Below are 13267 nucleotides of genomic sequence, written 5' to 3' on the forward strand. Positions count from 1 at the left end.
CGTGTCGGATTGAGCGTTTATAGCACGCGGGGTTCCCCGGCCAGCCCATGCAACGCGGTGCATGGGGATGCGCGGACTCGGGGTTCGCGGACCAAACGGGACCAAGCGGCGCGCCAACTGCAAGCTGCCGCCGCGTCTAACGCGGGGGCAGCGCACGCGACGGGTCGATCGAACGGCCCTGATAACGCAGCTCGAAGTGCAGCATGACCCGATTGGTATCCGTGTCGCCCATCTCGGCAATCTTCTGGCCTTGCGCGACGGTTTCGCCTTCCTTCACGAACAGCACGCGATTGTGCGCGTAGGCGGTCAGATACTCGGCGTTGTGCTTGAGAATCAGCAGATTGCCGTAGCCGCGCAGCCCGTTGCCCGCATAGACGACCGTGCCTGCCGCCGCTGCGACCACAGGCGTGCCCGCTGGAGCGGAAATGTCGATGCCCTTCGAATTGCCGCCGTCAAAGCCGCGAATGACATTGCCGCTCGTCGGCCACACGAGCGAGATCGACGAGGCAGGCGCCGAGGAGGGCGCGTTGTCGGCCGGCGCGGGACGCGGCGCGGCCGGAGTATTCGCGCTCCCATTGCCGCTGCTGCGCACGGCGCCGATCGTCGATGCCGCGCCGTTGGGCGGATCGACACGCAGTACTTGCCCGACCTCGATACTGTCCGGGTTCGTCAGGTTGTTCCAGCGCACGATGCTTTGCACCGACTGATGGCGGCTACGCGCGATCTTCGACAGTGTGTCGCCCCGTTCGACGCGATAAAAGCCCGGCCCCACCGGCGCCGACCCGCACGCGGCGATGAGCGCCACCAACGACACGCACGCGAGTCGTTTGATGATTCTTGTTGTTTCAGACATTGGACCTCGCAAAGCGCTGCCGCGCGCCGATCCCGATCACGTGGCAGGTAGATACAAAGCGTCCGATTCTAACGGTTTTGCGTTGCAGCATCGGAAAAACGGGCATTGCGCTCCGTCCGCACCGCGCGCAATGAAGCCGCGCGCATTGTCGGTTCGCGTCTGCATGCGCCGCAATCAGTCTAGTTTGCCGACGCCGATGCGCAGCGCCGCAATTTCGGTTTTGCCCGGATCGAGCCAGCGCAGGCCCATGCCGTTATGGTTCGCGTCGGGCAGCCCGAGCCACGGTTCGACGCAGTAGAAGTCCGACTCCGCCGCCTCTGTCCATGTCGTGACCGCGTACCAGGGTACGGAGTTCGGCCGCTGCAGGTCGATGGTGATGACGCGGCCGAGGCCCGGTGCGATCAGCCGTACAGGCTGGTCCGGAGCACCCGTGAGGCAGTGAAAGCGGTCGTGAATGCGCGCTTCGTCGAGTGTGTAGCGCGCTTCGCCCGGCTCGGCCGCGCTGATCGAGCCGTCTGCCTGCTGGAAGCGACGTTCGGTGCGCGGCAGTTCGAGCGACGTCTCGGCACGCTGCGTGTGCGGCAGCGTGAAGTAGAAGTGATGGCCGGCGTAATAGGGCAACGGTGTATCGCCGGTGTTGGTGGTGGTCAGGGTGACTTCGAGCGTGTGCGCGTCGATCAGCGTGTAGGCCGCCTCGAAGCGGAAGCCGAACGGATAACCGCCGCGCGTTGCCTCAGTATCCGTGAGCACGAGGCGCAGGCCTGCACCGTGCACGTCGGCGTGAGCGTCGAACGGAAGGTCGCGCGCGAAGCCGTGCATGGGCAGTTCACGGACCGTGCCTTGCGCGTCTCGCCAGTATCCGATCTTGCCGTCCACACGATGGCGTCCGAGAAACGGAAACAGTAGCGGGTTGCCGCCGCGGATGCGCGCGGGCTGACTCCAGTCGGCGTGTTCGGGCCAATGGATCACCTCTTCGCCGTCGATGATCCACGAAAGCAGACGGCCGCCGGCTTGCGGCGCGAAGCGGAGCACGGAGGCGTCCTGAGCAATCTCGAGAATGTCCTGCTGCGGTGAAAGAGGCATGGTCGATGGTGTGATGAGTAAGTGTTAGACGCGCCGGACGCGACAGCCGATACCGGCCGAAGCGACGATTTTGCTCTGCTTTACGCTACGGGGAAACCCTTCTCGGGAAATTGCGGGTGTCGCAAGCAGGCAATCGTTGTTGATAATCCGTCTCACTGCCCGGTGATATCTACCGCCGGGCGAGATCGCTCAGGAGGCGTTATGGATCTCGCAATGGCAATGGGTGTCGCTCTCTTCGGCATGTTCACCGCAAGCACGGCTTACTTCTTTTACAAGCTCGAGCGCTGATCTGCGCGCTCCGCCTGAAGCGGCGTGCGACACACCGCGTCGTGCATGCGAGCTGCGTGCGAGCGGCGTGCGGCTCGGCTTGCGGTTCGTAAGATTGACGCCTTCTCGAACGCGCTGATTTGCGCGCTTCGCCGTTAGACGATTGAAAGGGCTGCTGTCCCTCAGCGGCCCTTTTCGTTTGCGTTTCGCGTAACAACCGTTTCATGGTGTGACGCAGCGCGTCAATATCTCCCCGAATGTGGCCCAAACGCTTGGCGCTGACTTGCCAGCCAGGCATAATCGGTGCGCTTTTGTACGCGCCGGGTATTTCGTTGTGCGGCGCGCTGTCCCCGACATCTTCCTTACAAGGACTGCCGCGTGAATCTGTCGTTTCTTATCTTCCTGAGCGTGCTGCAAGGCGTGACCGAACTATTCCCGGTCAGCAGCCTCGGGCATACGCTGCTCGTGCCGGCATTGTTCGGCATGCATATCGATAAACACGCGCCGCAGTTGCTGCCGTTTCTCGTCGCCTTGCACCTCGGTACGGCCTTCGCGCTGCTGTGGTATTTCCGCGAGCGCTGGTGCGCGCTCGTGCGCGGCTTCTTCGCGTCGTTCGGCGGTCGTCGCAACGACGATGCTCACATGATGTGGGCGCTCATCATCGGCACGATTCCGGCCGGGCTCGTCGGCCTGCTGCTCGAGAAGCGGCTCGAACGGATTTTTCACGACCTGCGCATCGTGGCGATTGCGTTGATCGTCAACGGCGTGCTGTTGTGGGTGGGCGACCGCCTGCAGCGCTCGCGCGCGCATCAGCCGCCGGAGAAAATGGGTTTTGGCCAGGCGTTCCTTGTCGGGCTCGCGCAGGTCGGCGCGCTGATTCCCGGCTTCTCGCGCAGCGGCCTCACGATGATCGCCGGCAATGCAGCTGGCCTCACGGCGGAGAAAGCCGCGGAGTTCTCGTTCCTGCTCGGCACGCCGATCATTTTCGCGGCCGGCTTGCTCGAGGTGCCGAAGCTTTTCCATGCGCCAGGCCAACTCGCCGACGCACTGCTCGGCGGCGTGCTGACCGCCATCGCCGCGTATCTGAGCGTGCGTTTCCTGATGCGCTATTTCGAAGGCCGCGGACGTCTTGCTTCGTTCGGCGTGTACTGCGTGATCGCGGGCATCGTGTTCCTCGGCTGGTTTGCAATGCATCCGCAGCCGGTCTGATAATGTTCGATGTGCCCGCCGCGTTCTGGCGGGCATGAGGCGATCGGTTATAATCCGGGCCGACCTTTGCGGCGGTAGCTCAATTGGATAGAGCACAGGTCTTCTAAACCTGAGGTTGTGAGTTCGATCCTCGCCCGCCGCGCCATTGTCTGCACGTCAAGAATCCCATCTACCGAATTCGGTGATGGGATTTTTTCATTGCCTCGCGTTTACGCTCGCCCTTACGACAGTGCTTGCACGTCGATCGAATCGACGCGGTCGGGATAGAACGCGAGATGTTGCGCTATCTCTTTCACGGCCGCATACGGCGACTCGTAGGTCCACACTGCATTAACCGCGCGCTCGCCGCCCGGCGTGATGCTGTAGTACGCACAATCGCCTTTATACGGACAGTAGGTCGTGTGGTCGGTGCGCGTGAGCAGGTTCATGTCGGCGTCGTTGCGCGGAATGTAGTACACCGCCGGATAGGACGCTTCGCGCAACACGAGCGCCTTTTGCGTGTCGGCGATCACGCGGCCCGCCACCGTGACGACGACGCGAGCCCGGGCGGGCTCGACGCTAATCGGATGATCGGCGCCGGGGACCTTGATGGTTCTTTCAGTCATGCTGTCCAACTCCTGATGAACGGGCGAAATGACGTCGACGCGAACCGTCGAGCGCTCTTGCGCAGCATACGCTCGTCGAGTGCGATGCGCCGTGCCGAAGCTCACCGCTCATGAGGCCTGTGTCACGGCTTCGCGTCTATGCGTCTCGCCAATAAAAATGGGCAGCCGAAGCTGCCCGTCGAAAGCCGCGCCGCAAGGCCGGCTGTTGCTTACCAGTGCTGTTGCGCTGACGCGCTTACTGCCTGACGTTCAGCGCGGCTGTCAGATCGCCCATCGGCTTGCCGCCGTTGGCGACGAGCGCCGCGTCGCGCGCCGCGATGCCCGGCAGCGTCGGCAGCGAGAAACGGTGCGTGATGAAGCGCAGGATCGAAGTCGTGTCGTATTGCGTGTGATCGACGAAACCCTTCTTCGCGAACGGCGAGATGACGAGCGCCGGAATACGCGTGCCCGGACCCCAGCGGTCGGCCTTCGGCGGCGCGACATGATCCCAGAAGCCGCCGTTTTCGTCGTAAGTGACGACTACCAGCATGTTGTTCCACTGCGGGCTCTTCTGCAGATGCGAAATCACGTCCGCGATATGCTGGTCGCCCGACGCGACGTCGGTATAGCCCGGGTGCTCGTTCAGGTTGCCTTGCGGCTTGTAGAACGTCACTTGCGGCAGCGTGCCGCTGTCGATCGCCTTGATGAACTCCGAGCCGCCGAGGCCGCCGTCCAGCAGATGCTGCGAGCGGTTTGCCGTGCCCGGTGCGAGATCGGCGAAGTAGTTGAACGGCTGATGATGCGGCTGGAAATTAGGCGCTGTCAGATTCGCGCCGTAGATCACGTTCGACGTGCCGTTCTGCGCGGCGCTCAACGCCGCGCCCCACGCGCCGCCGTACCACGCCCACGACACCTTCGCATTGTTCAGCAGATCGCCGATGTGTTGCTGCGTCTGTGCCGGCAATGTGGTGGCCGCGCCCGGATCGGCGAGATTCGCGTCGCCGCCCGAGGCCGCCTTGTTGCCGCTCGGTTGATACGGCGGCTGCATCGTGTTGATCGCGTAGAAGTCAGGCGTGAGGTTGCCGGACAGCACGAACTTGGGCGGCCCATTGAGCGACGAAGCCGGCGAGTTCGACGCGAGCTTGAGCGTCACGCCGTCGCTTTCGACTGCCGAAATCGAGCTGGCCGCCGGACTCTTGTCCGCGTTCGGATAGGTCGGCGTGCAGGCGCACACGAGCCACTGGTGATTGAGAAACGAGCCGCCGAATGCGCCCATGAAGAAATTGTCGGCAAGCGTGTACTGTTGCGCGATTTTCCACAGCGGCAGCTTGTCCGCATTGAGCGTGTAATGGCCCATGACGAGGCCACCGGAGTCGGCCCATGCGGCGAACTTGTCGTTCTTGCCGCCGTCGATCTGCATCTGGTTCTCGTAGAAGCGGTGATACAGATCGCGCGTCGTTGCGGTGATCGGCGTGTTGAAACCATTGGGGTCGTCGATCGCGAACGGGCTGTTCGGCAAATTGGCCGTCATGGCCTGCGTGACGACCGGAGTCACGCCGGTTTGCGTGAGGCCGTTCCAGACCTGCGGCAGCGTCGCGAGCGTCGAGCCGTCGCGATCCAACTGCTTCGCGCTCGCCGCGCTCACGTTCTGCAAACCGTTGGCGCCCGGGAAGTTGCCGTACAGGTTGTCGAAGCTGCGGTTTTCCGCGTAGATCACCACAACGGTCTTGATCGACGTGATGTCCGGTTGCGTGATCTCGTTGCCGCCGCATGCATACAGGCTTAATGCTGCAGCGATCGCCAACGGCGCCGCGCAGATCAGTTTCTTGTTCATCTTTGTAAGTTCTCTCTCTCGCGTTGGGGACGGGCCGCGTGCGTTTGATAGCTCGGTGACCGCCCGCGAAAGTGTGGCGACGCAATTTGACAGAAAGATGTATTCATTACGAATTGCTTTGGCGCGGGAGTTTCTGTGGGCCGGATGTCATTTGAACGTCATATCGATGAAATACGCTCGCGGACTTCATATCGCACATTCAAATCACTCACATGCGGCTCGGTCTGACGGGGATCCGGAAAACAGTAGCGCCTGACGCGGCGTTGTCGCGCGCGAGACCGGCGGTCAACCGCGGATTTCGCGCGATAGCGTTTGCGTTCGCGGGCATGGCGGTGAGCATGAGTCTCGCTGGCTGCGATGCCGGCGCGCCGGCCGTTGCCGTAGATGCGGGCGCCAGTACGGCGCGTGCTTCGGTGGATTCCGCTGCGGCCGTCGTGCGGGTTGCTGCGCATGAGGTGACGCATGAGGTGACCCAACAAGCGACGCCGGGCGGCGGTCAATCGCGCGCACAAGTCTACGAATCCGTGCGGCAGATGACCGCGCTCGGCAAGCAACTGTTCTTCGACCCGTCGCTATCCGGCTCGGGCAAGCTCGCGTGTGCGTCGTGTCACAGTCCGGACCACGCGTTCTCGCCGGCCAACTCGTTGTCCGTGCAACTGGGCGGCGGCGACATGCACCGCACCGGCATGCGCGCGGCGCCGACGCTCAAGTATCTGCAATCGGTGCCGGCGTTCGCGGAGCACTATCACGAGTCCGACGACGAAGGCGATGAAAGCGTCGATGCCGGTCCAACCGGCGGCCTTACGTGGGACGGCCGCGTGGATCGCGGCAGCGACCAGGCGCGCATTCCGTTGTTGTCGTCGTTCGAAATGGGCAGCTCGCCGGCGAAGGTCACCGCCGCGGTCAGAGCTGCGCCCTATGCAGGCGCCTTCCGCACCGCGTTCGGCGAACATGTTTTCGATAGCGACGACGCGACTTTCAAAGCCGTGCTGCAAGCGCTCGAAACCTTCGAGCAGACGCCCGAAGTCTTCTACCCGTACACCAGCAAATACGACGCTTACCTGGCGGGAAAGACGCAGCTCACAAAAGCCGAGCTGCACGGTTTGCAACTTTTCAACGACGAAAAGAAGGGCAACTGCGCGAGCTGCCACATCAGCCAGCGGACGCTGGACGGCGCGCCGCCGCAGTTCAGCGACTTCGGTCTGATCGCGATCGGCGTGCCGCGCAATCGCGCGTTGCCCGTGAACCGCGATCCGCGCTTCCACGATCTTGGCGCATGCGGCCCCGAGCGCGCCGATCTGAAGGGACGCGCAGAGTTCTGCGGCATCTTCCGCACGCCGACGCTGCGCAACGTCGCGTTGAAAAAGAGCTTCTTCCACAACGGTATCTATCATTCGCTCGAACAGGTACTGCGCTTTTATGCCGAGCGCGACACGAACCCGGAGAAGTTCTATCCGGTGTCGAAAGGCAAGGTGCAGAAGTTCGACGATCTGCCGCAGCGTTACTGGGCGAATCTGAATACGGAGCCGCCGTTCGACCGCAAGCCGGGCGACAAACCCGCGCTGAACGACGCGGAGATCAAGGACGTGGTGGCGTTTCTGAATACGCTCACCGATGGTTATAAGACGGGGAACTGACGAAGCGGCGTCGCGAGCAGCGAGTGAGTGACGCGGATGCGCGGCGGGCCCGAGTTGATCTCGCGGCCCCAAGCGCGCTTCAGATAGCCGCGCCGGCGACGATGCAGAAACAGGCTGTGAGCAGCAGCGCAAAAGAGAGGAGCACGCATGCGATGCCGGCGCGCGTCACGAGGTTCGGCCAGCGGGGACGGCGCAAGCCGTCGATCCGGATAATGGGCCGCGCGAGACCGGGATCGCGTCGAATAGCGACCGGCACAAGCTCCACGCAAAGCAGCGCGAGTGCGACGGCGAAGGTTTCCAGTGCAACGGAGAGTTCCATGATTGGGCGTTTGAAGGGATCAGTGCGAAAGCGCAATGCGGCCAATCTTAAGAAAGCGTGCCGTCCGGCGCTATGGGAGCCATCCTAAAAATAAGAGCGGCTGCCGGTCGCGAGCTGTAGCCGCATCGCGCATTGTTTCGGCGGGCGTTTGTCGCGCGTGTCGAGCGGGACGGGGCGCCGCGGCGCAGCCCGCCAAGGCTGTTCCGAACGGACATGCTATGCTTTTGGGGTCCAGATCAAGAGCGGCCATCAGTGCGCTCGAGACCGCCCGAAACCGCAGTTGAACGTTTCCGAGGAGAACCCTTCATGTCGATGCGAACCCGTGCACTCCGTCAACTGGCTGCCGCTGGTCTACTGCTTGGCGCGGCGATCGGCGCGCAAGCGGCGAATCTCGGTTTCCTCAACGACACGCCGATCAGCTACATGAAAGAGCGCGACATCGAGTCCATCAAGCAGGCGGTCTTCGCCGCACTCGACGAAAAGCACGACGGCGAAAGCATCAACTGGGTCAATGAAGGCACGCGCAACAGCGTGAAGATCGACGCGACGATCACGATCGCGAGCACGTCGAAGGAAGGCGAGCGCACCTGTCGCGACCTCGGTGTCGTGCTCAATGCAAAAGGGCAGTCCATGAACCTGCGCCCGCAGTTCTGCAAGCAGGGCAGCGGCAAGTGGCAGTTGCAGAAGAAGCACTAAGCATGCATGCAGTCGTGAAGACGCCCGCGGGTGGTTCGCCAGCCCGGGCGGACGCCGTGAGTCGGACCCAATCGGTGCGGCGATGAGCCCGCGGATAGTCTCGTGCGGAATCGTGCTGCTCGATCCCGAAGGCCGTGTGCTGCTCGCGCACGCCACCGAGACATCGCACTGGGACATTCCGAAAGGTCATGGCGAGGAAGGCGAGGCGCCGCACGTTACCGCGCTGCGCGAGATGGTCGAGGAGACAGGAGTCGCAATCGAGCCGGAGCGTCTGAAGGACCTGGGCCTCTTCGTGTACCGGCGCGACAAGGACCTGCATCTGTTCGCGGCGCGCGCCACTGCCGATGAACTCGACCTCAGCTCCTACACATGCACGTCGCTGTTTCCGCGCCGCTCGGACGGTAAGCTGATTCCCGAGATGGACGCCTATCGCTGGACCGCGCCCGACGAGGTGGAAAAGTACGCGAGCCGCAGCCTCGCGCGGCTCTTTCAGACCACGCTTTCGCTCACCGAATTGCACCGGTCGCTATAGCGGCGACGCAGCGCCGGGCGCGTTCTAACCGTGCGTTGCGGGTGTCTGCTTCGTGGGTCGGTCGCCGCGCCGGCGTTGCCGCGAAGCGCGTATCTCACCGGGCTTGCCGAATAGCGCCCGTACCGCGCCTGCTCCTGCCGGTGTTCCTGTCGACGCGACATGACGCGAGATGGCACACAACGAAAAAGGCGTGCATCCGATGAAGCGGATGCACGCCCTGGTCGATCACTGGTGCGCGACTAACGCGCCCTGATGCGGTAACGCTCGCCGTTACCCGTTGTGTTCGCCGCTTACGCCGGCTTGCCCCAACTATCGCGCAAGCTCACGATCCGGTTGAACACGGGCTTGCCCGGCTGCGAATCCACGCGGTCCGCGACAAAGTAGCCGTGGCGCTCGAACTGATAGCGCTGTTCGGGCAACGTGCCGTGCGCGCCAGGTTCGAGGTAGGCATTGACCACGCGCTTCGAGTCGGGATTCAGCGCTTCGAGGAAATCGCGGCCGCCTGCGTCCGGTTGCGGCTCCTTGAAGAGACGGTCGTAAATTCGCACTTCGGCCGGGCACGCGGCTGCCGCGCTGACCCAGTGAATGTTGCCCTTGACCTTGTAGTTGTTCGCGCCTTCGGTGCCCGACCGGCTATCCGGGAAGTAGTTGCAATGCACCGCGACGATGTTGCCGTTCTCGTCCTTCTCGGCACCCGTGCATTCGATCACGTAGCCGTAGCGCAGGCGCACCTTGTTGCCCGGGAACAGACGGAAATAGCCCTTCGGCGGCGTTTCGGTGAAGTCGTCGCGCTCGATCCACAACTCGCGGGAAATCGGAAACTCGCGCATGCCCTGTTCCGGATGATGCGGATGCACCGGCGCGCTGCACGGCTCGGTGAGGCCCTCAGGAAAGTTGTCGATGATCAGTTTCACCGGGTCGAGCACGGCGGCAATGCGCGGCGCTTTCTCGTCGAGGTCGTCGCGCAGCGCGCCTTCGAACACGCTCATGTCGATCCACGAATCGACCTTCGTCACGCCGATGCGCTCGCAGAACAACTGGATCGACTCAGGCGTGAAGCCGCGCCGGCGCAGGCCGACGATGGTCGGCATGCGCGGATCGTCCCAACCGTCCACATGGCCTTCGTTCACGAGTTGCAGCAGCTTGCGCTTGCTGGTGATCGCGTACGTCAGATTCAGGCGCGAGAATTCGATTTGCTGGGGCAGCGGGCGCGTGAAAATACCCGCGTCGGCGAGCTCGTTCAGAATCCAGTCGTAGAGCGGACGGTGGTCTTCGAATTCCAGCGTGCACAGCGAATGCGTGATGTTTTCCAGTGCGTCCGAAATGCAATGCGTGTAGTCGTACATCGGGTACACGCACCACGTGTCGCCCGTGCGGTAATGATGCGCGAAGCGGATCCGGTAGAGCACCGGATCGCGCATGTTGAAGTTCGGCGACGACATGTCGATCTTCGCGCGCAGCACGTGCTCGCCTTCCTTGAACTCGCCCGCCTTCATGCGGCGGAACAGGTTCAGGTTTTCCTCGACTGAACGCTCGCGGAAGGGCGACGGCGTGCCGACCTCGGTGGCCGAGCCACGGTTCGCGCGCATTTCCTCGGCCGACTGGCTGTCGACATACGCCTTGCCGCGCTGAATGAGCAGCTCGGCGAATTCGTACAGCTTGTCGTAGTAGTCGCTCGCGTAGTACAGGTGCTCCTTGCCGTCTTTCTGCCACTCGAAGCCGAGCCAGCGCACGGCGTCGATGATCGAGTCGACGTATTCGACGCTTTCCTTCTCCGGATTGGTGTCGTCAAAGCGCAGATGGCATACGCCGCCATAGCTGCGCGCCACGCCGAAATTCAGGCAGATACTCTTGGCGTGGCCAATGTGCAGATAGCCGTTCGGCTCGGGCGGAAAGCGCGTTTCCACGCGCTGGCCCCACTTGCCGGTGCGGTTGTCGTCGTCAATGATGTTGCGGATGAAATTGGATGCCGCTGGCGCGTCGTTGCGTTCGGTATTCATGCGAGATGGTGAAAGTCTGTCGGGGGCGCGCAATACGCCCACTTATCCGACAATTCTACCTGACGAGGCACGATGCGGCAGACGAGTGCGGCGTGCAGCCTACGCTCGGGCGGCTTTCATGGCGCGCCGCGCCGTGAGTGATGTCAAGACTCGTGTCAAGACTCGTGCGGCAGTTCGGGCGCTGCTCGACGCGAAGACCGGCTGTAACAGGAGGTAAATCGTTTTGGTCCCGCGCAGGGCAGCGACTTAGCATGCCGGGCGGCGCAGGTCTGCGCGGGCGCAGGAACCGCGCTTTGCCCGTCAGGCCGTCGCCGCGCGCCGCCTCACCAGCCGCCGATCATTCAACGGACAGTGCCGCTTGCGACGTGACGGCGCATGCGCCCGGCGCTGCGCTCACGCAAGCCGCCCGTTCCGTCTCGCCTTGCACGGACTTTTTCTGTTCGTGCAACATGGCGCCCTTAGTTGCCGGAGTTTCTCGGATGCCAATCTTGACGCACGACGCGCCTCGCGCGCCCTTTGCCTTTACTTCGTTTGCGCGAAAGGTCACAGCCGCAACGCTATCGGCCACGTTCGCTGCGTGCATCGTCGCGCCCGCCCCGGCGCTCGCCAGGACGCCGCAGCCTAAAGCCGTGTTCGATGCATCCGCCGTGGCGGCGCCGGATCGCTACAGCGCCGACGCCGCGCAGCAGATCTTCGCCGCCGGCGGCAACGCGGTGGATGCCGCCGTGGCTATCGCCTTCACGCTGGCCGTCACGCGCCCGGATGCGGGGAACCTCGGCGGCGGCGGGTTCATGACGCTGTTCGTCGACGGCAAGCCGTATTTTCTCGACTACCGCGAGCGCGCGCCGCAACAGGCGACGCGCGACATGTATCTCGACGACAAAGGCAACGTCGTGCCGGGCATGAGTTCCATCGGCCATCGCGCGGTGGCTGTGCCGGGCAGCGTCGACGGTATGTGGCAGGCCCAGCAGCGTTTTGGAAAGCTGAAGTGGAAGCAGGTCCTCGCGCCCGCTATCCGGTACGCCACTGAAGGTTTTCAGGTCGATCCCCGGCTCCAGCAGCAGCGTGACGCGACGGCGAAGAATTTCGCGGGCAAGACGAACTTCGACGTTTATTTCTCGAGCATGAAAGCAGGTGCCACTTACCGGCAGCCGGAGCTGGCGCAAACCCTCACGCGCATTGCGAGCGACGGCGGCCGTGAGTTCTACGAAGGGCGCACCGCCGATCTGCTCGCGCAGCAGATGTACGGGCATGGTTTCGTCACGAAGGGTGACCTGCTGCAATACAAGGCCGTGTGGCGTCAGCCGCTCACTGCAAACTGGAACGGCTATCAGGTGCTGACCGCACCGCCGCCGAGTTCGGGCGGGGTGGGGTTGATCCAGATGCTGAAAATGAAGGCCGATCTGAAACAGGCTTTCGACGGGATCGAACTCAATTCCGCGTCGTATATCCATCTGGTCGCGCAAATCGAAGACCGCGTGTTCGCCGACCGCCAGCAGTACCTGGGCGATCCGGATTCGTACAAGCTGCCCGTCGATAAACTGCTCGACGACGCCTACCTCGGCCAACGCGCATCCGAAATCAGTGCGGACGAAGTGCCCGGCGCGACGCCGGTCAAACCCGGCTTGGGCGATGCGACACCGGAAAAAGCGCAGACCACGCACTTTTCGGTCGTGGACAAGTGGGGCAACGCGGTGTCGAACACCACGACGCTCGACGGCGAGTTTGGCTCCGGCGTGGTGGTCGACGGCGCGGGTTTCCTGCTCAACGACGCGATGGACGACTTCGTGACGAAGGCCGGCGCCGCGGGCCAGTCCGGTGCGGCCGGCGCGACGGGTGTCGAACTCAACGCGGTGTTGGCGGGCCGCCGCCCGCTTTCGTCGATGACGCCGACCATTCTGCTAAAGGACAATAAGGTGTCGCTCGTGATCGGGACGCCCGGAGGGTCGCGCATTCTCACGTCGATCTTCCAGGTCATGACCGATCTCTACGACTTCAATATGCCGCCCGGCGACGCGCTCGCCGCGATGCGGTTTCATCATCAGTTACTGCCGCCCAAGACGATTTACTTCGAGCCGTATCGTCCCATTACGGGCGAACTCGCCGCCCAGTTGCAGGAGCTGGGCTACGTGCTGGAAGGGCAGTCGTTCAACGGCGACGTGCAGATGATCCGCATCGACGGGACGACGCCCGAGCCAGCGTCCGACCCGCGCGGCATCGGAGTAGGGCGTGTGATACGTTGAGCGCTCGACG

At 63.3% G+C, this 13267-nt stretch carries 11 protein-coding genes and 1 tRNA gene; 6 read left to right on the forward strand and 6 right to left on the reverse strand.

The genetic code is table 11. The annotated features are described in order from the left end of the window. Positions 1–136 precede the first annotated feature (136 nt). On the reverse strand, positions 137–853 hold the full coding sequence (locus JMY24_RS02675) for a peptidoglycan DD-metalloendopeptidase family protein (protein ID WP_128595562.1): 717 nt from the start codon (positions 851–853) through the stop codon (positions 137–139). Positions 854–1027: 174 nt separating this feature from the next. Continuing rightward, positions 1028–1936 (reverse strand): aldose epimerase family protein, encoded by a 909-nt coding sequence (locus JMY24_RS02680; protein ID WP_128595561.1) that lies wholly within the window; start codon positions 1934–1936, stop codon positions 1028–1030. Positions 1937–2581: 645 nt separating this feature from the next. Between JMY24_RS02680 and JMY24_RS02685 the strand changes: the two genes are divergently transcribed. Together JMY24_RS02685 and JMY24_RS02690 are read left to right on the forward strand one after the other, a co-directional pair. Further along, on the forward strand, positions 2582–3412 hold the full coding sequence (locus tag JMY24_RS02685) for an undecaprenyl-diphosphate phosphatase (protein WP_128595560.1): 831 nt from the start codon (positions 2582–2584) through the stop codon (positions 3410–3412). Positions 3413–3480: 68 nt separating this feature from the next. Beyond that, a tRNA-Arg gene (locus JMY24_RS02690) sits at positions 3481–3557 on the forward strand. Between the two features lie 76 nt (positions 3558–3633). Here JMY24_RS02690 and JMY24_RS02695 read toward each other — a convergent pair. Continuing rightward, on the reverse strand, positions 3634–4017 hold the full coding sequence (locus tag JMY24_RS02695) for a DUF427 domain-containing protein (protein WP_128595559.1): 384 nt from the start codon (positions 4015–4017) through the stop codon (positions 3634–3636). 235 nt (positions 4018–4252) lie between these two features. Beyond that, the gene (locus JMY24_RS02700; RefSeq protein ID WP_128595558.1) at positions 4253–5830 is read right to left on the reverse strand and encodes an acid phosphatase; all 1578 of its coding nucleotides are present in this window, start codon (positions 5828–5830) and stop codon (positions 4253–4255) included. Positions 5831–6042: 212 nt separating this feature from the next. On the opposite strand from JMY24_RS02700, the gene JMY24_RS02705 reads away from it, so the two are divergent. Next, the gene (locus JMY24_RS02705) at positions 6043–7467 is read left to right on the forward strand and encodes a cytochrome-c peroxidase (RefSeq protein WP_128595557.1); all 1425 of its coding nucleotides are present in this window, start codon (positions 6043–6045) and stop codon (positions 7465–7467) included. Positions 7468–7546: 79 nt separating this feature from the next. On the opposite strand, the gene JMY24_RS02710 is transcribed toward JMY24_RS02705, so the two are convergent. Continuing rightward, a complete protein-coding gene (locus tag JMY24_RS02710) occupies positions 7547–7786 on the reverse strand; it encodes a hypothetical protein (protein ID WP_128595556.1) in 240 nt (79 codons plus the stop codon). Between the two features lie 306 nt (positions 7787–8092). On the opposite strand from JMY24_RS02710, the gene JMY24_RS02715 reads away from it, so the two are divergent. Then, on the forward strand, positions 8093–8482 hold the full coding sequence (locus tag JMY24_RS02715) for an RT0821/Lpp0805 family surface protein (RefSeq protein ID WP_128589665.1): 390 nt from the start codon (positions 8093–8095) through the stop codon (positions 8480–8482). An 82-nt stretch (positions 8483–8564) separates the two neighbouring features. Continuing rightward, the gene (locus JMY24_RS02720) at positions 8565–9014 is read left to right on the forward strand and encodes an NUDIX domain-containing protein (RefSeq protein WP_128589663.1); all 450 of its coding nucleotides are present in this window, start codon (positions 8565–8567) and stop codon (positions 9012–9014) included. Between the two features lie 290 nt (positions 9015–9304). Here the strand turns inward: JMY24_RS02720 and JMY24_RS02725 are convergent, their stop codons facing one another. Next, positions 9305–11014: a glutamine--tRNA ligase/YqeY domain fusion protein gene (locus tag JMY24_RS02725; RefSeq protein ID WP_128595555.1), complete on the reverse strand. Its 1710-nt coding sequence runs from the start codon at positions 11012–11014 to the stop codon at positions 9305–9307. A 479-nt stretch (positions 11015–11493) separates the two neighbouring features. Here JMY24_RS02725 and ggt point away from each other — a divergent pair, with 479 nt between their 5' ends. After that, positions 11494–13257 carry a gamma-glutamyltransferase gene (gene ggt / locus JMY24_RS02730; protein WP_128595554.1) on the forward strand — a complete coding sequence of 588 codons (1764 nt, stop codon included), beginning with the start codon at positions 11494–11496 and terminating at the stop codon, positions 13255–13257. Positions 13258–13267: the final 10 nt, after the last annotated feature.

It is taken from the genome of Paraburkholderia kirstenboschensis, assembly GCF_904848585.1.
In the GTDB taxonomy this organism is placed as follows: domain Bacteria; phylum Pseudomonadota; class Gammaproteobacteria; order Burkholderiales; family Burkholderiaceae; genus Paraburkholderia; species Paraburkholderia kirstenboschensis.

What these genes read in the sequence shown, in the direction of transcription:
- JMY24_RS02710 (WP_128595556.1), bottom strand. Translation starts at nt 7,786, where the DNA reads ATGGAACTCTCCGTTGCACTGGAAACCTTCGCCGTCGCACTCGCGCTG.
- JMY24_RS02700 (WP_128595558.1), bottom strand. Translation starts at nt 5,830, where the DNA reads ATGAACAAGAAACTGATCTGCGCGGCGCCGTTGGCGATCGCTGCAGCA.
- JMY24_RS02695 (WP_128595559.1), bottom strand. Translation starts at nt 4,017, where the DNA reads ATGACTGAAAGAACCATCAAGGTCCCCGGCGCCGATCATCCGATTAGC.
- ggt (WP_128595554.1), top strand. Translation starts at nt 11,494, where the DNA reads ATGCCAATCTTGACGCACGACGCGCCTCGCGCGCCCTTTGCCTTTACT.
- JMY24_RS02725 (WP_128595555.1), bottom strand. Translation starts at nt 11,014, where the DNA reads ATGAATACCGAACGCAACGACGCGCCAGCGGCATCCAATTTCATCCGC.
- JMY24_RS02680 (WP_128595561.1), bottom strand. Translation starts at nt 1,936, where the DNA reads ATGCCTCTTTCACCGCAGCAGGACATTCTCGAGATTGCTCAGGACGCC.
- JMY24_RS02675 (WP_128595562.1), bottom strand. Translation starts at nt 853, where the DNA reads ATGTCTGAAACAACAAGAATCATCAAACGACTCGCGTGCGTGTCGTTG.
- JMY24_RS02705 (WP_128595557.1), top strand. Translation starts at nt 6,043, where the DNA reads ATGCGGCTCGGTCTGACGGGGATCCGGAAAACAGTAGCGCCTGACGCG.
- JMY24_RS02720 (WP_128589663.1), top strand. Translation starts at nt 8,565, where the DNA reads ATGAGCCCGCGGATAGTCTCGTGCGGAATCGTGCTGCTCGATCCCGAA.
- JMY24_RS02715 (WP_128589665.1), top strand. Translation starts at nt 8,093, where the DNA reads ATGTCGATGCGAACCCGTGCACTCCGTCAACTGGCTGCCGCTGGTCTA.